20 protein-coding genes are annotated in these 21,272 nt (G+C 51.9%); 10 read left to right on the forward strand and 10 right to left on the reverse strand.

The window, feature by feature from the left end; all coding sequences use genetic code 11:
- Position 1: 1 nt before the first annotated feature.
- From ftsQ to mutT, 7 genes are all read left to right on the forward strand, one after another.
- Positions 2-850: a cell division protein FtsQ gene (gene ftsQ / locus AC0LWE_RS17890; protein WP_059180120.1), complete on the forward strand. Its 849-nt coding sequence runs from the start codon at positions 2-4 to the stop codon at positions 848-850.
- Positions 847-2,103: a cell division protein FtsA gene (ftsA, locus tag AC0LWE_RS17895; RefSeq protein ID WP_012016049.1), complete on the forward strand. Its 1,257-nt coding sequence runs from the start codon at positions 847-849 to the stop codon at positions 2,101-2,103. Before ftsQ ends, ftsA begins: the two co-directional genes overlap by 4 nt.
- A 112-nt stretch (positions 2,104-2,215) precedes the next feature.
- Positions 2,216-3,367 (forward strand): cell division protein FtsZ, encoded by a 1,152-nt coding sequence (gene ftsZ, locus AC0LWE_RS17900; protein WP_006173842.1) that lies wholly within the window; start codon positions 2,216-2,218, stop codon positions 3,365-3,367.
- Between the two features lie 101 nt (positions 3,368-3,468).
- A complete protein-coding gene (gene lpxC, locus AC0LWE_RS17905) occupies positions 3,469-4,386 on the forward strand; it encodes a UDP-3-O-acyl-N-acetylglucosamine deacetylase (RefSeq protein WP_131487545.1) in 918 nt (305 codons plus the stop codon).
- A 277-nt stretch (positions 4,387-4,663) separates the two neighbouring features.
- A complete protein-coding gene (gene secM, locus AC0LWE_RS17910; RefSeq protein ID WP_219347059.1) occupies positions 4,664-5,167 on the forward strand; it encodes a secA translation cis-regulator SecM in 504 nt (167 codons plus the stop codon).
- Positions 5,168-5,227: 60 nt separating this feature from the next.
- Positions 5,228-7,933, forward strand: a complete 2,706-nt coding sequence (gene secA, locus AC0LWE_RS17915) for a preprotein translocase subunit SecA (RefSeq protein WP_059180118.1) — start codon at positions 5,228-5,230, stop codon at positions 7,931-7,933.
- Positions 7,934-7,990: 57 nt separating this feature from the next.
- Positions 7,991-8,392, forward strand: a complete 402-nt coding sequence (gene mutT / locus AC0LWE_RS17920) for an 8-oxo-dGTP diphosphatase MutT (protein WP_059180117.1) — start codon at positions 7,991-7,993, stop codon at positions 8,390-8,392.
- 33 nt (positions 8,393-8,425) lie between these two features.
- Here mutT and yacG read toward each other — a convergent pair whose 3' ends face one another.
- From yacG to coaE, 3 genes are read right to left on the reverse strand one after another with little or no spacing between them, the layout of a single operon-like run.
- Positions 8,426-8,620: a DNA gyrase inhibitor YacG gene (gene yacG / locus AC0LWE_RS17925; protein WP_059180116.1), complete on the reverse strand. Its 195-nt coding sequence runs from the start codon at positions 8,618-8,620 to the stop codon at positions 8,426-8,428.
- 9 nt (positions 8,621-8,629) lie between these two features.
- The gene (zapD, locus tag AC0LWE_RS17930; RefSeq protein WP_059180115.1) at positions 8,630-9,373 is read right to left on the reverse strand and encodes a cell division protein ZapD; all 744 of its coding nucleotides are present in this window, start codon (positions 9,371-9,373) and stop codon (positions 8,630-8,632) included.
- Complete coding sequence (gene coaE, locus AC0LWE_RS17935) at positions 9,370-9,993, reverse strand: dephospho-CoA kinase (RefSeq protein WP_059180114.1); 624 nt, start codon at positions 9,991-9,993, stop codon at positions 9,370-9,372. Before coaE ends, zapD begins: the two co-directional genes overlap by 4 nt.
- 228 nt (positions 9,994-10,221) lie before the next feature.
- Between coaE and AC0LWE_RS17940 the strand changes: the two genes are divergently transcribed.
- On the forward strand, positions 10,222-11,265 hold the full coding sequence (locus AC0LWE_RS17940; protein ID WP_059180113.1) for a GMP reductase: 1,044 nt from the start codon (positions 10,222-10,224) through the stop codon (positions 11,263-11,265).
- Between the two features lie 32 nt (positions 11,266-11,297).
- On the opposite strand, the gene hofC is transcribed toward AC0LWE_RS17940, so the two are convergent.
- The 4 genes from hofC to nadC all read right to left on the reverse strand — a co-directional run bounded on the left by hofC (position 11,298) and on the right by nadC (position 15,397).
- Positions 11,298-12,494 (reverse strand): protein transport protein HofC, encoded by a 1,197-nt coding sequence (gene hofC / locus AC0LWE_RS17945; protein WP_059180112.1) that lies wholly within the window; start codon positions 12,492-12,494, stop codon positions 11,298-11,300.
- Complete coding sequence (gspE, locus tag AC0LWE_RS17950) at positions 12,484-13,869, reverse strand: type II secretion system protein GspE (protein WP_059180111.1); 1,386 nt, start codon at positions 13,867-13,869, stop codon at positions 12,484-12,486. The genes hofC and gspE overlap by 11 nt, the downstream gene beginning before the upstream one ends.
- Before the next feature lie 11 nt (positions 13,870-13,880).
- Positions 13,881-14,318, reverse strand: coding sequence for a prepilin peptidase-dependent pilin (gene ppdD / locus AC0LWE_RS17955; protein ID WP_012016060.1), 438 nt, complete (start codon positions 14,316-14,318; stop codon positions 13,881-13,883).
- A gap of 185 nt (positions 14,319-14,503) precedes the next feature.
- Positions 14,504-15,397, reverse strand: a complete 894-nt coding sequence (nadC, locus tag AC0LWE_RS17960) for a carboxylating nicotinate-nucleotide diphosphorylase (protein WP_059180110.1) — start codon at positions 15,395-15,397, stop codon at positions 14,504-14,506.
- A gap of 87 nt (positions 15,398-15,484) precedes the next feature.
- On the opposite strand from nadC, the gene ampD reads away from it, so the two are divergent.
- Both ampD and ampE read left to right on the forward strand, forming a co-directional pair.
- Complete coding sequence (gene ampD / locus AC0LWE_RS17965) at positions 15,485-16,048, forward strand: 1,6-anhydro-N-acetylmuramyl-L-alanine amidase AmpD (RefSeq protein WP_059180109.1); 564 nt, start codon at positions 15,485-15,487, stop codon at positions 16,046-16,048.
- Positions 16,045-16,899, forward strand: coding sequence for a beta-lactamase regulator AmpE (gene ampE, locus AC0LWE_RS17970; RefSeq protein WP_059180108.1), 855 nt, complete (start codon positions 16,045-16,047; stop codon positions 16,897-16,899). Before ampD ends, ampE begins: the two co-directional genes overlap by 4 nt.
- A gap of 18 nt (positions 16,900-16,917) precedes the next feature.
- Here the strand turns inward: ampE and AC0LWE_RS17975 are convergent, their stop codons facing one another.
- The 3 genes from AC0LWE_RS17975 to aroP form a co-directional block, all read right to left on the reverse strand.
- Positions 16,918-17,868, reverse strand: coding sequence for a glycoside hydrolase family 43 protein (locus tag AC0LWE_RS17975; RefSeq protein WP_059180107.1), 951 nt, complete (start codon positions 17,866-17,868; stop codon positions 16,918-16,920).
- Positions 17,869-17,877: 9 nt separating this feature from the next.
- Positions 17,878-19,275 carry a glycoside-pentoside-hexuronide (GPH):cation symporter gene (locus AC0LWE_RS17980; protein ID WP_059180106.1) on the reverse strand — a complete coding sequence of 466 codons (1,398 nt, stop codon included), beginning with the start codon at positions 19,273-19,275 and terminating at the stop codon, positions 17,878-17,880.
- A gap of 162 nt (positions 19,276-19,437) precedes the next feature.
- Positions 19,438-20,811: an aromatic amino acid transporter AroP gene (gene aroP / locus AC0LWE_RS17985; RefSeq protein WP_165500927.1), complete on the reverse strand. Its 1,374-nt coding sequence runs from the start codon at positions 20,809-20,811 to the stop codon at positions 19,438-19,440.
- Between the last annotated feature and the right edge of the window lie 461 nt (positions 20,812-21,272).

A 21,272-nucleotide genomic window follows, 5' to 3' on the forward strand; every position in this document is an offset into this window, starting at 1 on the left:
TATGTCTCAGGCTGCATTGAACACGCGGAACCGTGAACGTGAAGAAGAAGAGGAATATTCTTCTTCAGGGCGGAGTAATGGAACGCGTCTTGCAGGGATTATTTTCCTGCTGGGTGTGCTGTGTACCGTGTTTATCAGCGGCTGGATGGTGTTGGGCTGGATGGAAGATGCGCAGCGGTTACCTCTGTCAAAACTGGTGGTGACCGGGGAGCGGCATTACACGCGCAACGATGATATTCGCCAGTCAATTCTGGCTTTGGGATCGCCTGGGACCTTCATGACTCAGGATGTCAATATCATTCAGAGTCAGATTGAACGTCTGCCATGGATAAAACAGGCGAGCGTAAGAAAGCAATGGCCTGATGAATTGAAGATTCATCTGGTTGAATTTGTGCCGATAGCGCGTTGGAATGATCAGCATATGGTTGACGTAGACGGAAATTCGTTCAGCGTCCCGGCCGATCGTGTTAGCAAGCAAAGTTTACCGATGCTGTATGGCCCGGAAGGCAGCGAAAACGAAGTCCTGCAAGGTTTTCGTGAGATGGGTCAGGTGCTGGCGAAAGACAGATTTACGTTAAAAGATGCAGCAATGACCGCTCGTCGCTCGTGGCAACTGACGTTAACGAATGGGATTAAGCTTAATCTTGGTCGCGGTGACACGATGAAGCGTTTGGCGCGTTTTGTAGAACTTTACCCCGTTTTACAGCAGCAGGCGCAGACAGACGGCAAACGGATAAGCTACGTTGATTTGCGCTACGACTCAGGCGCAGCAGTCGGCTGGGTGCCGGCTCCGGTTGAGGAACCTAATCAGCAACAGAATCAGGCACAGGTACAGGCAGAACAACAATGATCAAGGCGACGGACAGAAAACTGGTAGTTGGACTAGAGATTGGCACCGCGAAGGTTGCCGCTTTAGTAGGGGAAGTTCTGCCCGACGGTATGGTCAATATCATTGGCGTGGGCAGTTGCCCTTCCCGTGGTATGGATAAAGGTGGGGTAAACGACCTTGAGTCGGTGGTGAAATGCGTACAGCGTGCTATCGATCAGGCAGAGTTAATGGCAGATTGCCAGATCTCCTCCGTTTATCTTGCGCTTTCTGGTAAGCATATAAGCTGCCAGAACGAAATTGGGATGGTGCCGATTTCCGAAGAAGAAGTGACGCAAGAAGACGTTGAGAATGTTGTGCACACGGCAAAGTCGGTGCGCGTGCGCGATGAGCATCGTGTGCTGCATGTGATCCCGCAGGAATATGCGATCGATTATCAAGAGGGTATTAAAAACCCCGTCGGTCTTTCCGGTGTGCGTATGCAGGCAAAAGTGCATTTGATCACCTGTCACAACGATATGGCGAAAAACATCGTTAAAGCTGTTGAACGTTGTGGCCTGAAAGTAGACCAACTTATTTTTGCAGGACTGGCAGCCAGTTATTCGGTCCTGACGGAAGATGAACGCGAACTGGGCGTTTGTGTGGTCGATATTGGCGGTGGAACAATGGATATCGCCGTGTACACTGGTGGTGCCTTGCGTCATACCAAAGTGATCCCGTACGCTGGGAACGTCGTGACAAGTGATATTGCTTACGCCTTTGGTACGCCACCGAGCGATGCAGAGGCGATCAAAGTCCGTCACGGTTGCGCATTGGGCTCTATCGTGGGCAAAGATGAGAGCGTTGAAGTGCCAAGCGTGGGCGGGCGTCCGCCGCGTAGTCTGCAACGGCAGACCCTGGCTGAGGTGATTGAGCCGCGTTACACAGAGCTGCTTAACCTCGTCAACGAAGAGATTTTACAGTTACAAGAACAGCTTCGTCAGCAGGGTGTGAAGCATCATCTTGCGGCGGGGATTGTATTAACCGGCGGCGCAGCGCAAATTGAAGGTCTAGCGGCCTGCGCGCAGCGGGTGTTCCATACACAAGTTCGTATTGGTGCACCGCTGAATATTACCGGTTTAACGGATTATGCTCAGGAGCCGTATTATTCAACGGCTGTGGGGCTGCTTCACTACGGGAAAGAGTCCCATTTGAGTGGTGAAGCGGAAGTGGAAAAACGTACCTCAGTCGGGTCGTGGGTCAAACGACTCAATTCCTGGCTGCGAAAAGAATTTTGATTTTTTAAAGAGACCGGAGAAAATTAGCGGTCTCAGGCGACAGGCACATACGCGAAGTCCTTCAAAACGTTTTTACAGCGTGAAGGATGAAGTGTAAAAACGGAGAGAAACCATGTTTGAACCAATGGAATTAACCAACGACGCGGTGATTAAAGTCATCGGCGTCGGTGGCGGCGGCGGTAACGCTGTTGAGCATATGGTGCGTGAGCGCATTGAAGGCGTTGAATTCTTTGCAGTCAACACCGACGCACAGGCATTACGCAAAACGGCTGTAGGCCAGACTATTCAGATCGGTGGTGGTATCACCAAAGGTCTGGGCGCTGGCGCTAACCCAGAAGTGGGTCGTAATGCAGCTGAAGAAGACCGAGAAGCACTGCGTGCTGCGCTTGATGGCGCGGACATGGTGTTTATTGCAGCGGGCATGGGCGGTGGTACCGGTACTGGTGCAGCACCTGTTGTCGCTGAGGTTGCTAAAGATTTAGGTATTCTGACCGTTGCTGTTGTGACTAAGCCTTTCAATTTTGAAGGCAAGAAGCGCATGGCATTCGCGGAACAGGGTATCACCGAGTTGTCCAAACATGTGGACTCTCTGATCACCATTCCAAACGACAAACTGCTGAAAGTCTTGGGTCGCGGCATTTCTCTACTTGACGCCTTTGGTGCAGCAAATGACGTGCTGAAAGGCGCAGTCCAGGGGATCGCTGAACTGATTACGCGCCCAGGCCTGATGAACGTTGACTTTGCAGACGTGCGCACCGTGATGTCCGAAATGGGCTACGCGATGATGGGTTCTGGCGTGGCGAGCGGTGAAGACCGTGCAGAAGAAGCGGCTGAAATGGCCATCTCTTCCCCGCTGCTGGAAGATATCGATTTGTCGGGTGCGCGTGGCGTTCTTGTCAACATTACCGCTGGCTTTGACCTGCGTCTTGATGAGTTCGAAACGGTGGGTAACACCATCCGTGCGTTCGCGTCAGATAATGCGACTGTGGTTATCGGTACTTCCCTTGACCCGGAAATGAACGACGAACTGCGTGTGACTGTTGTTGCAACCGGTATTGGCATGGACAAACGTCCAGAAATTACCCTCGTGACGAACAAACAGACTCAGCAGCCTGTCATGGATCGTTACCAGCAGCATGGTATGGCTCCGCTGACTCAAGAGCAGAAACCAGCCGCTAAAGTGGTTAACGATAATACGCCGCAAACAGCGAAAGAACCGGATTATCTGGATATCCCAGCGTTCCTGCGCAAGCAAGCTGACTAAGAATTGGCTGGAATTTGGGGATTTTCGCTCTTTGTGCTAAACTGGCCATCCGTTAGTGATATACACTCTCGGTTGGATAAGTAATTTGGCGAGATTATACGATGATCAAACAAAGGACACTTAAACGTATCGTTCAGGCGACTGGTGTCGGTTTACATACCGGCAAAAAAGTCACACTGACGTTGCGCCCTGCGTCGGCCAATACCGGGGTCATCTATCGTCGCACCGACTTGAATCCACCGGTAGATTTCCCGGCCGATGCCAAATCTGTGCGTGATACTATGCTTTGTACCTGTCTGGTCAATGAGCATGACGTGCGGATTTCTACCGTAGAGCACTTGAACGCCGCCCTCGCGGGTCTGGGTATCGACAACATCGTTATTGAAGTCGATGCGCCAGAGATTCCGATCATGGATGGTAGTGCTGCTCCGTTCGTTTATTTGTTGCTGGACGCTGGCATCGAAGAACTGAACTGTGCGAAGAAATTTGTTCGTATCAAAGAGACGGTTCGCGTTGAAGATGGCGACAAGTGGGCTGAATTCAAACCGTTTAATGGTTTTTCGTTGGACTTTACCATCGACTTTAACCATCCAGCGATTGATGCCAGTACCCAGCGCTACGCGATGAACTTCTCTGCTGATGCGTTTATGCGTCAAATCAGTCGTGCCCGTACTTTTGGTTTCATGCGTGATATCGAATATCTGCAGTCCCGTGGCCTGTGCCTGGGCGGCAGCTTCGATTGTGCCATCGTTGTTGACGATTATCGCGTACTGAACGAAGACGGCCTGCGTTTTGAAGATGAATTCGTTCGTCACAAAATGCTGGATGCGATTGGCGACCTGTTCATGTGTGGTCACAATATTATCGGTGCATTTACCGCGTTTAAATCCGGTCACGCACTGAATAATAAATTATTGCAAGCCGTCCTGGCAAAACAGGAAGCCTGGGAATATGTGACCTTCGAAGACGAAGCTGAATTGCCTCTGGCATTCAAAGCGCCGAACACGGTCCTGGCGTAACGGTAAAAGCCGTTTCGTAAAATCGACTGGTTAACCTGGTACTCTCTCCGGCCAGGAAGACCAGTCGTTTTTGTTTCTACAGTTATGTCGTGATTTTCCTGCCTGATGTTTACCCTGCCAGAGCACACTATGTTCGTGCGTTCGCTGCATTCTTGACCGTTTTTACCTGCTGTAATACGTCATTCCTGCTGCTGTGTTCGAGCTTTAATGGTAATATCTGGACGCTAAAAAAAATTTATGTAAGCCACTCAAGGCTTATCATGCGATGGTGGATTAATTGAGCGGGATTCTAACGCGCTGGCGACAATTTGGCAGACGTTACTTCTGGCCGCATCTCTTATTTGGGATGGTTGCGGCGGGCTTCGGCTTGCCTGTGCTCAGCGCAAATGCTGAGACGTCCACCCCCGCCAAGACCACCACAGCTCGACACGATTTATCCACGCGAGTCAATTTTACAAATCTCGCGTTGTTAGAAGCTTCTCGTCGTCCAAATTTCACTGTCGATTACTGGCATCAGCATGCAATCCGTACTGTCATTCGTCATCTCTCTTTTGCGATGGCACCTCAGACATTGCCTGTTGCAGAAGAGTCGCTGCCTGTACAGGCGCAGCATCTGGCATTGCTGGATACGCTAAATGCTTTGCTGACTCAGGAAAGTAAGCCGCCTGTCATTGTCCGTCAGCAAACAAATATCGTTTTTATCCCCCACGCTACTTTCTCCGTCTCTGCCTGGATTAGCCAGGTACAGGGCATCCGCGCCGGACCTCAACGCCTCAGCTAAATTAACCGTTTTTCGATACTTTAATTTATCTGCCCATCATGGGGCGTGTGAGAATTTATTATGTTAATCAAATTATTAACCAAAGTTTTTGGTAGTCGTAACGATCGTACCCTGCGCCGCATGCGCAAAGCCGTCACCGTCATCAATGCCATGGAACCGGAGATGGAAAAACTCTCCGACGACGAACTGAAAGCAAAAACCGTTGAGTTCCGTGCACGTCTGGAGAAAGGTGAAACAGTAGAAAGCCTGATTCCAGAAGCATTCGCCGTGGTTCGCGAAGCGAGTAAGCGTGTGTTTGGCATGCGTCACTTTGATGTGCAGCTGCTCGGCGGTATGGTGCTGAACGAACGTTGCATCGCTGAAATGCGTACTGGTGAAGGTAAAACCCTGACTGCAACCCTGCCTGCCTATCTGAACGCACTGTCCGGCAAGGGCGTACACGTCGTAACCGTCAACGACTATCTGGCGCAGCGTGATGCGGAAAACAACCGTCCGTTATTCGAATTCCTGGGCATGTCCGTTGGCATCAACATGTCTGGTTTACCTGCACCGGCTAAGCGTGAAGCCTACGGCGCGGATATTACCTACGGTACCAATAACGAATACGGCTTTGACTACCTGCGCGACAACATGGCGTTTAGCCCAGAAGAACGTGTACAGCGTAAACTGCATTATGCGTTGGTCGATGAGGTGGACTCCATTCTGATCGATGAAGCGCGTACCCCGCTTATCATTTCTGGTCCGGCGGAAGATAGCTCGGACATGTACCGCAAAGTCGACAAAATCATTCCACATTTGATTCGTCAGGAAAAAGAAGATTCCGACACATTCCAGGGCGAAGGCCACTTCTCCGTGGATGAAAAAGCACGTCAGGTGAACCTCACTGAGCGCGGTCTGATTCAGATCGAAGAGCTTTTGGTCGAGCAAGGCATCATGGAAGAGGGTGAGTCGCTGTACTCCCCAACCAATATCATGCTGATGCACCATGTGACCGCTGCACTGCGTGCGCACGCGCTGTTTACCCGTGATGTGGATTACATCGTCAAAGACGGTGAAGTTATCATCGTTGATGAACACACTGGCCGTACCATGCAGGGGCGTCGTTGGTCTGATGGTCTGCACCAGGCGGTTGAAGCCAAAGAAGGCGTGGATATTCAGAACGAAAACCAGACGCTGGCTTCTATCACTTTCCAGAACTATTTCCGCCTGTATGAAAAACTGGCAGGTATGACCGGTACTGCTGACACCGAAGCGTTTGAGTTCAGCTCCATCTACAAACTGGACACCGTGGTTGTTCCGACTAACCGTCCAATGATCCGTAAAGATATGCCGGATCTGGTGTACATGACCGAAGCGGAAAAAATTCAGGCGATTATCGAAGATATCCGCGAGCGTACCGCAGCAGGCCAGCCGGTTCTGGTGGGTACGATTTCCATCGAGAAGTCCGAAGTGGTTTCTCGTGAACTGGAAAAAGCAGGGATTAAGCACAACGTTCTTAACGCCAAATTCCACGCTAAAGAAGCGGATATCGTTGCACAGGCGGGTTACCCGGCAGCAGTGACCATCGCGACCAACATGGCGGGTCGTGGTACCGATATCGTGCTGGGTGGTAGCTGGCAGTCAGAGTTGGCTGAGATTGAAAACCCAACGCCTGAGCAGATTGCACAAATTAAAGCTGACTGGCAGGTGCGTCACGATGCCGTCCTGGCTTCCGGTGGTCTGCATATCATCGGTACTGAGCGTCACGAATCTCGCCGTATCGATAACCAGCTTCGTGGTCGTGCGGGTCGTCAGGGTGATGCCGGTTCTTCACGCTTCTATCTGTCTATGGAAGATGCGTTGATGCGTATTTTTGCTTCTGACCGTGTGTCAGGCATGATGCGTAAGCTGGGTATGAAACCAGGCGAGGCCATCGAACACCCATGGGTGACTAAAGCGATTGCCAATGCGCAGCGCAAAGTAGAGAGCCGCAACTTCGATATCCGTAAGCAGCTGCTTGAATATGATGATGTTGCTAACGATCAGCGTCGTGCAATCTACACTCAGCGTAACGAACTGCTGGATGTAACTGATGTGAGCGAAACCATCAACAGCATTCGCGAAGATGTGTTCAAAGCAACGATCGATGCCTACATTCCGCCACAATCACTGGAAGAAATGTGGGACGTCGAAGGTCTGCAAGAACGTCTGAAAAATGACTTCGATCTCGAACTGCCGGTCAAAGAGTGGCTGGACAAAGAGCCGGAGCTGCATGAAGAAACCTTGCGCGAGCGTATTCTTGAAAACGCGATTGAAGTTTATAAGCGTAAAGAAGAAGTCGTCGGCACCGAGATGATGCGCCACTTCGAGAAAGGCGTGATGTTGCAAACGCTGGATTCCCTGTGGAAAGAGCATCTGGCGGCGATGGACTACCTGCGTCAGGGTATTCACCTGCGTGGTTACGCGCAAAAAGATCCTAAACAAGAATACAAACGTGAATCCTTCGCGATGTTTGCGACGATGCTCGAATCACTGAAATACGAAGTGATCAGCACCCTGGGCAAAGTACAGGTTCGCATGCCGGAAGAAGTTGAAGCAATGGAGCAGCAGCGTCGTGAGGAAGCTGAGCGTCTGGCGCAGATGCAACAGCTGAGTCACCAAACTGACGAAAATGAAGCGGCTGAGGCAATCGCTGCCCAAACGGGCGATCGCAAAGTGGGTCGTAACGATCCGTGTCCTTGTGGCTCCGGTAAAAAATATAAGTCGTGCCACGGCCGTTTAAGCTAAGCACAGAGTAAATCGAAAAGGCGCAGATCTCTGCGCCTTTTTTATGGACATAACATTATGAAAATACTGCAAATAGCCGTCGGAATTATTCGCAATCCGTTAAATCAACTCTTTATTACCCAGCGGGCGGCTGATGCCCACATGGCAAATAAACTGGAGTTTCCTGGCGGTAAAATAGAAGCGGGTGAAACGCCCGAAGAGGCGTTGGCTCGTGAGCTTCAGGAAGAGGTTGGGATTACACCGTGCAACGCGACATTATTCGATAAACTCGAGTATCAGTTCCCGGATCGTCATATCACGCTGTGGTTCTTTATGGTTGAGCGCTGGGAAGGTGAACCCTGGGGTAAAGAGGGGCAATTCGGGATGTGGGTAGAGCAAGGCGAACTGGAGGCTGACAAATTCCCGCCAGCCAATGAACCCATTATTACCAGACTGATTCAGGGTATGAAGGCCTGCTAATCGAACCGTCAGCAGGCCCAGCGGAGAACATAATTACTTCTGTTCTTCGCTCCAGTCATCACTATCTGACAGATTGCCCTCGCTCGGGATACGTTTCTCTTCTGCCGCCCATTCACCCAGATCGATGAGCTGACAGCGTTTACAGCAAAACGGGCGAAACGGACTGATTTCGCCCCAGACAACAGCTTTGCCACAGGTTGGGCAATTAACGGTGATTACTTCAGACATTGGCACTCCTTAGCAGCAAGCCAGTTCAAAATCGAGACGTTCCGGCACGCTTCCGTTCTCGCTATCCAGCGGCATAAATCGAATCGCAAAGCGGCTTTTATGGCCTGAAATTTGTGGATAAAGCTGATCGCCGAGTGATAGCTGCAGGCGCAGCAGGTCGGCATCATCGCCATTATCCTGATAAAAACCGTTCAGGCTCGTTTGCTTGCGAAACGGTGCTGAATTGCGAACCAGGTCGAGTATCAGGGTCAGCGCCTGATTCATGGGCTCAAGACTTCCCATCCAGTTTTTTACCTGTGTATCACGCTGTTCTTGCGGCATATGCAGCCAGATGTGTAATGTCGGCAGGTCAAAACTACAGCACCCACCCGGAATGCTCAGACGCTGGCGTACCAGCCCTATTAGCCGATCTTCTCGCAGAAATTGCCCAACGCGAGGGGCGGCCATCAAAATACTGCTGCTTTGCTTCAGTTTCAGACGGATTGAATCGATACGGTTCCGATCTACGCCCGGGACTTCAGCCCAACCCTGCAATTTTCGTTGCTGGCGTTCGAGTTCTTTGAGCAACTCAGTGCGAACATCACCCCGTTCAATGACATCCAGCAGATCGCCAACGTTGCGGAAAAAATGCAGCGCGGTCGCGTGCTCGGAGATCGGAAGATGGAAAGACATCTGCTGAATGAGAAATTCGATACGCAACCAGGTGCGCATTTTCTCATTCAGCGGGTGTTCAAAAAGGATATGAGAACTCATTGTGTTTTGTCCTGTGCTGCGGCCTGCGCGGCATATGCCAAATAATGTGCGTGCAGGCGGGCAACATCCGATGCAATTGTTTCGGGTGCGCCGTTATTATCAATAACGTCATCTGCGACGGCAAGTCGCGCTTCACGCGTTGCCTGCGCAGCAAGAATTTGTTCAGCATGTTGGCGTGTGACGTTATCGCGCAACATCGTTCGCTGAAGCTGTGTTTCGGGTAAAACATCGATGACCAGAATTCTGTTGGCTTTATGCTGAAGCTGATTTTCGACGAGCAATGGGATCACCCACAAAACATAGGGTGACGTGGCCGCAGATATCTGTCGTTGAGTTTCCTGGTGAATCATGGGGTGAAGAAGTGCATTGAGCCAGGTTTTTTCTTCGGGTCGAGAAAAAATGCGCTCCCGCAGCAAACGCCTGTTCAGAGTGCCGTCACTGTTGATGATGTCCTTACCGAAATGCGCTTCAATGGCTCTTAAGCCGGGGGTTTGAGGCTCAACTACCTGTCGGGCAATGATGTCAGCATCAACAATCACGATACCCAAGCGTGAGAAAGCGTCAGCAACAGTGCTTTTACCACTCCCGATGCCGCCCGTTAACGCAACAATGTACCCCATTAAACAAAATCCTGGGAATTATTCATCATTAAAATCATTGGCTTATAGTTTAAAATTACAGTGGCGTGGCTCTGCCTCTGATTACCCGCTTTATACCAGGTAAATTTATAGGATTGTAGCGTAAAAAAAGAGAAATTCGCAGTCTTGCGGAGCACGTATTAGTGCGTATGATAACGTCACTGGAGTTGTGCTTTACACATTTTTGCCTCTAACCCCAGGAATCCCCACATGCGTATCGAAGAAGATCTGAAGTTAGGTTTCAAAGACGTTCTTATCCGCCCTAAACGCTCTACGCTGAAAAGTCGCTCAGACGTTGAACTCGAACGCCAATTCACCTTTAAACATTCCGGTCAGACCTGGTCTGGTGTTCCTATCATTGCCGCCAATATGGATACCGTGGGTACCTTCGCGATGGCAACGGCGTTGGCGTCGTTCGAGATCCTCACCGCAGTGCATAAACATTACAGCGTTGAAGAATGGAATGCCTTTGCCGCTTCAGCTTCCGAAGATGTGCTCAAGCATGTGATGGTCTCAACCGGTACATCTGATACTGATTTCGAGAAAACCAAACAAATTCTGATTGCGAACCCGGCACTGAATTTCCTCTGTATCGACGTGGCAAACGGGTATTCCGAGCATTTCGTGCAGTTTGTTAGCAAAGCACGTGAAGCATGGCCTGACAAAACCATCATCGCAGGCAATGTCGTGACCGGTGAGATGTGCGAAGAGTTGATTCTGGCTGGCGCGGATATTGTGAAAGTCGGCATCGGCCCGGGCTCCGTCTGTACTACGCGCGTCAAAACGGGCGTTGGCTATCCTCAGCTGTCCGCCGTAATTGAATGTGCTGATGCCGCTCACGGCCTTGGTGGTCAGATCATTAGCGACGGTGGCTGCACCATGCCTGGCGATGTTGCTAAAGCCTTTGGTGGCGGCGCTGATTTCGTGATGTTGGGCGGGATGCTGGCCGGTCATGAAGAGAGCGGTGGCACAGTCGTTGAAGAAAACGGCGAGAAATTTATGCTCTTCTACGGCATGAGCTCTGAATCGGCAATGAACCGCCACGTCGGTGGTGTTGCGCAGTATCGTGCCGCAGAGGGGAAAACCGTGAAGCTGCCGCTGCGTGGCCCTGTTGAAAATACCGCCCGCGATGTTATGGGTGGACTGCGTTCTGCCTGTACCTATGTAGGGGCATCGCGACTGAAAGAGCTGACTAAACGTACAACGTTTATTCGCGTTCAGGAACAGGAAAACCGCATTTTCAACAGCTTGTAATTGCTTCGCTGGCGCACACTCGTGTGCCAGCTTTATCCTGCACTCATCGCATCTCCCAAATGGAAAATAGGCAGATACATCGCCACCACCAGCGTTCCGATAATTAACCCTGTCACAATGAGCAGTAAGGGTTCTAACAGCGAGGCGAGATCATCGGCCTGCTGGAAGGTTTGTTCATTATGATGGCGGGCAAGATTGGTCAGCATGCTATCAAGGGAACCGGATACCTCTCCCGTTCGTACAAGCTGGATGCATAAGGGCGTGAAGATCCCTGCTTTCGTTAATGACGACCATATAGGGTCCCCCTGCGTGACGCGATCCCTGACACCTTTCAGGACCTCCTGCCAGTACACCCCCTGAACGGACTCTTGAGAACTTTCCAGCCCCTGTAAAAATGCGATGCCCGCTTGCTGGGTCAGCGACAGCACGGTAAAGATCTGACTGAGTTTTTGTCCACGAGCCAGCGATCCCATAATTGGGAGGCGCAGTAAAGAGCGCTGACAGAATCGCTGCCAGCCGAGATGATGCCGTAGGCAACGCATCACGATGGCGGGTAAAAATAGCGCAAGGATGAGAGCAACAGCTTGCTGGCGTACGAAAGTCGCAAAACCCATCACCCACTGCGTCAGCATCGGAAGCGGTGTATTAAATGTTTTATAAATGGCGGCAAATTCCGGCAGGACAAACGTCACCATCGCGAGTACCACGACCACAGCCAGTGCGAGTATGATCGTCGGATAGCGCAGTGCTTTTTTCACCTTCGCGCTCAGCTGTTGCTGCAATTTTTGTTGCTGTGCTAACTGCCGGCAACATTCCTCAAGCTTGCCCGTCAGTTCCCCGGTTTTCATCATGGAGACATAAAGCGGGCTAAATACTTCCGGCCATTTTTTTAAGGCATCGGAGAAAGCACAGCCTTCACTGAGATCGTCAGCAAGGTTGTTAAGCAGCGCCTGCCACTGTTTAACGGGATGCTGCTCAGCCAACATTTGCAGACTATAGGCAAGCGTGAGGCCAGCCTGCAGCAGGGTGGCCAGCTGTCGAAATACTTCGTAGCAATGTTGAGCCTGCCATTGCTGGCGCAGAGGACTGCGCGCGAGCTGAAGTGGGTAAAGTGCTTTAAGTGATAATCGGATCAAAGCCGCCTGGCGGTCAGGGGCTAATAGCGTCCCTTGTTGAAGTTCGCCCTCGGCAGTCATCGCGCGCCAGCGCCAAAGATGGTTAGCTGCCATTCGGTAACCCCAACACGCGGATTAATTCTTCAAAGGTAGTTTGTCCTTTCTCGACGGCCATGCAGCCATGTTCGAACAGCGTTGTCATGCCGGTGTTTTTTGCCTTGATTTCGACCTCTTCAACGGAGGCACCCCCGGCAATGGCCTGGCGGATATCGCTATTAATGGCCAGTACTTCGAACAGGGCAACGCGGCCGTAAAACCCGTGATAACAACGATCGCACCCCGCCGCTTGCCAGTGGGGAAGCTGTCGCGGCCAGACGTTGTGCGGGATGAGTGTTTCCTGATGGGTCTCTTTCGTACAATGAGGACAAAGGCGGCGGACTAGCCGTTGCGCGATCACTAGCGTAAGCGCAGAGGAAACCATCCAGCGTGCAACGCCCATCTGCTGAAGCCGTATCAGCGTCTCAATGGTGGAGTTGGTATGTAACGTTGAGAGCACCAAATGACCTGTCTGGGCGGCATTGAGGGCAATCTCTGCCGTTTCGCCGTCGCGGATTTCTCCTACCATGATGATGTCAGGATCCTGGCGTAAAAGCGCCCGTAATACACTTTGAAAGGTTAAGCCCGCACGTGGGTTGATTTGTGTTTGATTCAGCCCGGCGAGAGGGATCTCAATGGGATCCTCTACGCTGCACAGATTTACGTCTTGTGTATTACGGGCTTGAAGCGCGCTGTAGAGCGTGACGGTTTTGCCGCTACCCGTCGGACCGGTCACTAAAAGTAATCCCTGCGGTTGCTGGAGCGCTTGCTCGAAAAGGGCACGCTGGGCGGCCGTCATACCTAATGCCTCAAGCTCAAGCGCCTGCTGCACCTGATGTAAAAGACGCAGCACAATTTTTTCTCCGCCGCGACAAGGTAGCGTAGCGATGCGAAAAGAGACCGAGACTCCCGACAACTCAACGGTAAACTGACCATCCTGCGGTAACCGCCGCTCCGCGATATCCAGATTACCTAGCACCTTTAATCGGGCAATCAGGGTGGTACCTGTCGCCGCAGTCAGCGGGGGCTGCGGATATAACACGCCGTCGATGCGCAGGCGGATTTGCCAGGCACTTCCGGCGGGCTCCACGTGGATGTCGGAGGCTCGCTGGCTGAGTGCCTGTAACAGCGTTCGGTTAAGAATATCCGCCGCCGGGCTTGTATCCTGCGAAATGGTGGGCAAATGCGATGACGAAGACATCTGCTGATGCTTTTCCATGCGCTCTGCCGTCCAGCATTGAATATCAATCCGTTTTTGTGTGGCGAAGCGCAGGGCCTCCATCATTTCCGCTGCAGGTGTACCCACTACGGCAATACTCACCATTTCAGCGTCACTACTGAGAATAAGCGCATGATGGCGATGGCACAGCATGACCAGTTGTTCCGAATTCATCATTCGCTTCCTCAATTGTTATCAAAGCGGAAGACATCTTCACAGGCCTGTTTGAGCGCACTGTCATCGCTGATATTACAGTTGCGCGTCCAGCCGGTGATGCCGTTGCCATTGTCCCAGATTGGCGTCATGACGACTTCCAGCCCGTTGAGACTTTCCTGGCCGGTTAACCCAACCGTGCCTTTCGCGACGCTCATTGCGGAGACATACCGTGTGGTGGTGGGCGAGGGGATACCGTTTACGCTGGCATCACACGTCTCGACACCGCCATGATCGAGAGCGCAAAGCTCGACTGCCGTGCGATAGGGGACAAAGGTTTGCAGCATGTCCGTAAGTGCCGCTTTGCGAAGATAGTTTTGGTATGCGGGCACGCCGATGGCGCTGAGAATGGCAATAATGCCGATGACCACCATTAGCTCAATGAGCGTAAATCCTTTTTGTCTGTTCATATCTGCTCCTTAAATAAGTGGAGCAAATGTGGCAGTTCAGAAAAGGAGAAACGAGCGGCAAAAAACGGATCGTGAAGGGGGATTCAGGAGAATTCGCGGTGGTTACATCGGGATGTAAAAATTATGCGAGCGGCATCGTGAACTTGTTTTGATCCTCTCCCGCAGGAGAGGATCAAAATGCTGAACTATTTGAAACGCATGGAGAGGTCAAGCGCCTGCACGTGCTTGGTCAGTGCGCCGACGGAGATAAAATCCACGCCTGTTTCTGCAAACGCGCGGAGGGTTTCCTGCGTGACATTACCCGAGACTTCAAGCTGCGCCTTGCCATTGGTCCGTTTTACCGCTTCGCGCATTTGTTCCGTTTCGAAGTTATCCAGCATGATGATGTCAGCACCGGCTTTGATGGCAGCATCAAGCTCTTCCAGGCTTTCAACCTCCACTTCGACCGGAACATCCGGATGCAGCCAGAAAGCTTTTTCGACGGCCTGACGCACGGACCCAGAGGCAATAATGTGATTCTCTTTAATCAGAAACGCATCGGATAAACCCAATCGATGGTTGGCGCCGCCGCCGCACAATACCGCATATTTCAGCGCTGTGCGCAGGCCTGGCAGCGTTTTACGGGTATCCAGCAGCTGCGTTTTTGTGCCTGCCAGCAAGTCAACGTAACGGCGAACTTCACTTGCCACGCCGGACAGCGTCTGGACAAAGTTTAACGCGGTGCGCTCACCTGTCAGCAGCACGCGGGAAGGGCCTTCGAGTTCAAAAAGAGGCTGATTCGCTGTGATGCTGTCGCCGTCTTCCACATGCCACGTCACGTTTACGTCATCGCCAGCCAGCTGAGTGAAGACTTCTTCTACCCAGCGTTTACCGCAAAATATGCCGTCCTCACGGGTGATGATCACCGCGTGCGAGCGTGTCTCTTTTGGCAACAATTGTGCGGTAATATCGTTATCTGCATTCACCTCACCACCCAAATCTTCGCGTAGCGCTTGAGCCACGCTTTCCGGGATATCGAGGTTAATACGTTCCAGAAGCGCGTCACGTCGGTGGTCGGGGTTGTAACGGCGAGGCGGCATGATAAAACTCCAAATTGGTAACGAATCATAAGATTGAAACATGCTACTCTGAACCGAGTATCAGCACCATATATAAGGAGAGCCAGCATGCAGTTACAAAACGGATGGCTGGTGGACGCGCGGCATGTACCTTCGCCGCACCATGATTGCCGCCCGGAGGACGAGTCGCCCTCACTGCTGGTGGTCCATAACATTAGCCTGCCGCCAGGCGAATTTGGTGGTCCGTGGATAGATGCATTATTCACTGGAACAATCGATCCCAACGCTCATCCCTTTTTTGCTGAGATCGCGCATCTGCGCGTTTCGGCCCATTGTCTGATTCGCCGCGACGGTGAAATCGTCCAGTATGTTCCTTTTGATAAGCGCGCCTGGCACGCCGGTGTGTCGTCATATCATGGACGCGAGCGGTGCAATGATTTTTCGATTGGTATTGAGCTGGAAGGCACCGATACCACGCCTTACACCGATGCGCAGTACCAGGCACTGTGTACGCTGACGCGAGAATTGATCGCGCGCTATCCGGCAATTTCCGACAACATCACTGGGCATAGCGATATCGCACCGGTGAGAAAAACCGATCCAGGACCGGCTTTTGACTGGTCCAGGTTTCGCGCCATGCTTACCGCTTCGTCAGACAAGGAGATGACATGACGTTGTTCACCATGCTGCTGGTGATGATCGCCGAACGGTTGTTCAAACTGGGCGAACACTGGCATTTGGATCACCGGATGGAAGTGCTGTTCCGTCGGATTAAGCACTTTTCAATGTTGCGCACGATCCTGATGACGGCTGTCGTCATGGGGGTGGTTTACCTGCTATTGCGCGCGCTTTATGGGCTATTTTTCAACGTTCCGCTTTTGGTGGTGTGGATCCTGCTCGGCGTGCTGTGTATCGGTGCGGGGAAAGTGCGCTTGCACTATCACGCCTACCTGAAAGCGGCTTCCCGTGATGACAGCCATGCGCGTGGCGCGATGGCGAGCGAGCTGACGCTGATCCATGGCGTACCGCCCGATTGCAACGAACGCGATTATTTACGCGAGCTGCAAAACGCTCTGCTGTGGATCAACTTCCGTTATTATCTGGCGCCGCTGTTCTGGTTTGTGGCGGGCGGGGCGTGGGGCCCAGTATTACTGATGGGCTATGCATTTTTACGCGCCTGGCAGACATGGCTTGCCCGCTACCTGACGCCGCATGAACGTTTGCAATCCGGTATCGACGGTATTCTTCATGTGCTGGACTGGCTGCCGGTGCGTCTGGTGGGGGTAGTGTATGCGTTGATCGGTCACGGAGAGAAAGCGCTTCCGGCGTGGTTTGCGTCCCTTGCCGATCGCCATACGTCGCAATATCAGGTGCTAACCCGCCTGGCGCAATTCTCACTCGCGCGCGAACCGCATACGGATAAAGTCGAGACCCCAAAAGCGGCGGTGTCGATGGCGAAGAAAACGTCATTTGTGATTGTGGTGCTGGTGGCACTGCTGACCATCTACGGTACGCTGGTTTAACCCAGCGTACCGCGTCAATTAAAGCGTATCGGCGGGCGGGATGCCAAAATCGGGCATTCCGTTTTCGTTCCAACATACCAATTTCAGACGGGTATGACGGTTGGGATCGTACAGCGGATCGCCTTCAATTTCAGTGTAATTTCTCGCGTGATACACCAGCACATCTTCGCCGTCTGGCGTCTGCGTGAAGCTGTTATGCCCCGGCCCGTACTGGCGATTTTCATAGCTGGTGGTGAATACGGGACGCGGCGCTTTGTGCCAGTTTTGCGGGTTTTTAGGATCGGCATTCATGTCTATCCACAGCAGCCCCATGCAGTAGTTCTCATCCGTCGCACTGGCGGAATAGCTGATAAACAGTTTGTTGTCGTGCACTAAAACCGCCGGCCCTTCGTTAACCCAAAATCCACGGCATTCCCAGTCATACTCCGGTTTACTCAGCATCACGGGATCGCCTTTCAGCGTCCAGGGATTTTCCATTTCGCATAGATACAGATTGGAATTACCCGAGATATCCGGGGCTTTTTGTGCCCACAGATACCAGCGTTTGCCGTGATGAACAAAGGTGGTGGCGTCGAGCGCAAAGGTATCAAACGGGGTTTTGATTTGTCCTTTCTCGACCCACTGTGCATTAAGCGGATCGCCGCCTGTACCTTCGAGTGCAAACATCCGGTGCTGGAACATACCCAACTTATCCAGCGCTTGCGTGTGCGTCGCAGCAAAATAGATGTACCACTTTCCATCAATGTGATGCAGTTCCGGAGCCCAAATGAGCTCACTCATCGGGCCGGTGTCCGGTTTGTGCCACACCGCAATTTCTTCTGCGCTGCGCAATCCTTCCAGCGAGTCGGCGCGGCGAAGGGCCAGCCTGTCGTATTCTGGTACCGAGGCAATGAAATAATATTGCCCCTCGTGATGCAAAATATACGGGTCGGCACGTTGTTCGATAAAGGGATTTGGCCAGTTACGCATGGGGCTTCCTTATTTTGTCTCAGCCGTTTTCAGTTCCTGATAGTCGCTCAGTTCGCGATAGTTGGTGCGACGCTTCTCAAGGTCTTCCTGAATTTGCTTCATCGTTTCACGGTCCACTTTCAACAGGCGTACCACACCCGCAGTGAGCAGATAGCCGACGCCCGGAATCACGGTAAAGAGTAATACGATTCCGTTGATTGCCTCGGCGCTTTGCGCTTTTGCACCGGCGTCATAGCCGTACCAGGAGAGCAGAAAGCCCACCATCGCACCGGCAATCGCCAGCCCCAACTTCAGGAAGAAAATGTTGCCGGAGAAGCTGATCCCGGTGATGCGTTTGCCGGTTTTCCACTCGCCGTAATCGTCCACATCCGCCATGAGCGACCAGTGCAGCGGGGAAGGGATCTGATGCAGAATGTTCAGCAGGAAGTAGAGCGCGACAATCGTCGTCGTGGCTTTGGGATCGAAGAAATAAAACGCGCAGGAGAAAATTGCGAGCGCGATGTTGGTCCAGAAGAACACTTTCAGTTTACACCAGCGGTCGGTCAGGACTTTCGCCAGCATGCTTCCGAGCATCATCCCGACGACACCCAGGCTGATAAACAGCGTCGCAAAGTGGGTACTTTGCCCCATAACCCAGGTGACGTAATACATTGTCGCCGCCATGCGGATAAAGCCCGGGCAGACGTTACACAATGTCAGCAGTAAGATGCGCACCCACTGATCGTTTTTCCACGCGTCTTTCAGATCGTTTTTCAGTTCGTCGTTGGTTTGAACCGCCGGGCGAATACGCTCCCGCACGGTCGCGAAGCTGAACAGGAACATACAGGTGCCGATAAGCGCCAGCACCGTCATCGCCATCTGGTAGCCCTTGGCTTTGTTATCCCCGCCGAAGTACTCCACCATCGGCAGCAAGGTTAACGACAGCAGCAGGGTGGCAATACCTACCATCACGAAGCGATAGGACTGGCACGCCACGCGCTCTTTAGGATCGTTGGTGATCACGCTGCCTAACGAGCAGTAAGGAATATTGATGGCGGTATAGGTGAGTGACAGCAGGAAATAAGTGACAAAAGCATAGATAACTTTGCTGTTGTACGTCCACTCTGGCGTCGTAAACATCAGCACACTGAACAGCGCGTAGGGGAAGGCAATCCATAGCAGCCATGGACGAAATCGGCCATATTTACTGCGGGTACGATCCGCAATCGCGCCCATGATCGGGTCAGTAATGGCATCGATGACGCGTACCGACAGCAGTAAAACGCCGACCAGTGCCGGTGCGAGTCCAAAGATATCCGTGTAAAAATAGTTAACAAACAACATGATGGCGCCGAAGATGATGTTGCATCCCGCGTCGCCCATCCCATAGCCGATCTTTTCTTTGACTGACAGTTTATTGTTATTCATCGACAGCTCTCCGAATTGCAGTATGGAGAGAATTATTTGCTGGCAAATGAATATTTGCGTAGCAAGATAAAGGCGGTGATATGGATGAAATCGCTGTGGGTGAGAATTTGTGAGGGAGGTAACACGCTCAGTGCCCGAGGCCGGGCACTGAGTCAGACGAGATTAATGGGCTTTAACAGTTTTCGCGTTTTTCTGTTTGAACAGGTAGCCAATACCCAGAATCACGACCCAAACCGGGATCAGATAAACGGAGATTGCCATACCCGGTGTTATCAGCATGATCACCAGCACCGCCGCCATAAACGCCAGGCAAACCCAGTTACCGATAGGATAGAACAGGGCTGGGAAGCGCGTTTTCACACCCTGCAATTGCTTAGCACGACGGAACTTGATGTGCGCGAGGCTTATCATCGCCCAGTTGATGACAAGCGCAGAGACAACCAGCGCCATCAGCAGACCGAACGCTGATTCCGGGGCCAGATAGTTAATCAGTACGCAAAGGGCGGTGACCACCGCTGAAACCAGAATGGTGTTCACCGGCACGCCACGCTTGTCCAGATTCAGCAGCGCTTTTGGTGCGTTACCCTGTTGAGCCAGACCAAACAGCATGCGGCTGTTGCAGTACACGCAGCTGTTATAAACGGACAGCGCTGCAGTCAGCACCACGACGTTCAGAGCGTTTGCCACGAAGGTGTCGCCCAGCTCATGGAAGATAAGCACAAACGGGCTGGTGTCAGCGGTTACGCGCGTCCATGGCAGTAAAGAGAGCAGAACGGCCAGCGAACCCACATAGAAAATCAGAATACGGTAGATAACCTGGTTGGTGGCTTTCGGGATGCTCTGCTCCGGGTTATCGGCTTCTGCGGCGGTGATACCCACCAGCTCAAGGCCGCCAAACGAGAACATAATGATCGCCATCATCATCACCAGACCGGTCATGCCGTGAGGCAGGAAACCGCCTTGCTCCCACAGGTTGCGTACGGTGGCTTGAGGGCCGCCGTTGCCGCTGAACAGTAACCAGCCGCCGAAGAGGATCATTGCTACCACGGCGATCACTTTGATAATCGCGAACCAGAACTCCATCTCACCGAACACTTTGACGTTGGTCAGGTTGATGGCGTTGATCAGCACAAAGAAGACTGCCGCGGAAGCCCAGGTTGGGATTTCCGGATACCAGAACTGAATATATTTCCCGACGGCGGTGAGTTCTGCCATCGCGACCAAAACGTACAGCACCCAATAGTTCCAGCCTGACGCGAAGCCGGCAAAGCCGCCCCAGTATTTATAGGCAAAGTGGCTGAAGGAGCCAGCTACCGGCTCTTCAACGACCATTTCGCCTAACTGACGCATGATTAAGAACGCGATAAAACCGGCGATAGCGTAGCCGAGAATAATGCCTGGGCCTGCTGACTGAATAACGGATGCGCTGCCCAGAAACAGGCCGGTGCCGATAGCGCCACCCAAAGCAATAAGCTGAATATGGCGGTTTTTAAGGCCGCGCTTCAGCTGATCGCCATGCTGTTGACCTTCCATTATGTGAAACCTCGTGTGTGGTTGTTATGTTCACGCTATGGCGTGTGTAATTATGAAATTCCATTTCATGTATTTATTTCGTTACGGTTCAAATGACCTAAAAAACGGAAGGCATCTTCCTTAAGCGTCAGAATAGTGGTAAGCGCTCGCGAATGCACCTGCTTTATAAAGGGTCGATGACGAGTTGAATAAAAAGAAAGCAATTGTAAGTTGCTGCCGGTAACCCCTTTTATCTGGGTATAGAATAAAAATGCTTCATTAGGGGGGTAAAAATTCATTATTTGTCATGGTGAATCGGTTCAAATGGCGTATTTCGCGTTTCATTAAAGTTAAAACTGCCTCTTTATGGGTAATCAATTCATTTGTGCAAAGTTACATTTCTGAAACGTTATTTCTGTAAGGTTGTTAAAATGTGCCGGGTTTACTGATTTCAATCAAAACCACGATGGACAGAAGGTGAATAC

Source organism: Lelliottia sp. RD5 (assembly GCF_056032945.1).

Excerpts from the sequence above, each read along its gene's own strand:
- ftsQ (WP_059180120.1), top strand. The coding sequence starts at position 2 with ATGTCTCAGGCTGCATTGAACACGCGGAACCGTGAACGTGAAGAAGAA.
- ftsA (WP_012016049.1), top strand. The coding sequence starts at position 847 with ATGATCAAGGCGACGGACAGAAAACTGGTAGTTGGACTAGAGATTGGC.
- ftsZ (WP_006173842.1), top strand. The coding sequence starts at position 2,216 with ATGTTTGAACCAATGGAATTAACCAACGACGCGGTGATTAAAGTCATC.
- lpxC (WP_131487545.1), top strand. The coding sequence starts at position 3,469 with ATGATCAAACAAAGGACACTTAAACGTATCGTTCAGGCGACTGGTGTC.
- secA (WP_059180118.1), top strand. The coding sequence starts at position 5,228 with ATGTTAATCAAATTATTAACCAAAGTTTTTGGTAGTCGTAACGATCGT.
- mutT (WP_059180117.1), top strand. The coding sequence starts at position 7,991 with ATGAAAATACTGCAAATAGCCGTCGGAATTATTCGCAATCCGTTAAAT.
- yacG (WP_059180116.1), bottom strand. The coding sequence starts at position 8,620 with ATGTCTGAAGTAATCACCGTTAATTGCCCAACCTGTGGCAAAGCTGTT.
- zapD (WP_059180115.1), bottom strand. The coding sequence starts at position 9,373 with ATGAGTTCTCATATCCTTTTTGAACACCCGCTGAATGAGAAAATGCGC.
- coaE (WP_059180114.1), bottom strand. The coding sequence starts at position 9,993 with ATGGGGTACATTGTTGCGTTAACGGGCGGCATCGGGAGTGGTAAAAGC.
- AC0LWE_RS17940 (WP_059180113.1), top strand. The coding sequence starts at position 10,222 with ATGCGTATCGAAGAAGATCTGAAGTTAGGTTTCAAAGACGTTCTTATC.
- hofC (WP_059180112.1), bottom strand. The coding sequence starts at position 12,494 with ATGGCAGCTAACCATCTTTGGCGCTGGCGCGCGATGACTGCCGAGGGC.
- gspE (WP_059180111.1), bottom strand. The coding sequence starts at position 13,869 with ATGAATTCGGAACAACTGGTCATGCTGTGCCATCGCCATCATGCGCTT.
- ppdD (WP_012016060.1), bottom strand. The coding sequence starts at position 14,318 with ATGAACAGACAAAAAGGATTTACGCTCATTGAGCTAATGGTGGTCATC.
- nadC (WP_059180110.1), bottom strand. The coding sequence starts at position 15,397 with ATGCCGCCTCGCCGTTACAACCCCGACCACCGACGTGACGCGCTTCTG.
- ampD (WP_059180109.1), top strand. The coding sequence starts at position 15,485 with ATGCAGTTACAAAACGGATGGCTGGTGGACGCGCGGCATGTACCTTCG.
- ampE (WP_059180108.1), top strand. The coding sequence starts at position 16,045 with ATGACGTTGTTCACCATGCTGCTGGTGATGATCGCCGAACGGTTGTTC.
- AC0LWE_RS17975 (WP_059180107.1), bottom strand. The coding sequence starts at position 17,868 with ATGCGTAACTGGCCAAATCCCTTTATCGAACAACGTGCCGACCCGTAT.
- AC0LWE_RS17980 (WP_059180106.1), bottom strand. The coding sequence starts at position 19,275 with ATGAATAACAATAAACTGTCAGTCAAAGAAAAGATCGGCTATGGGATG.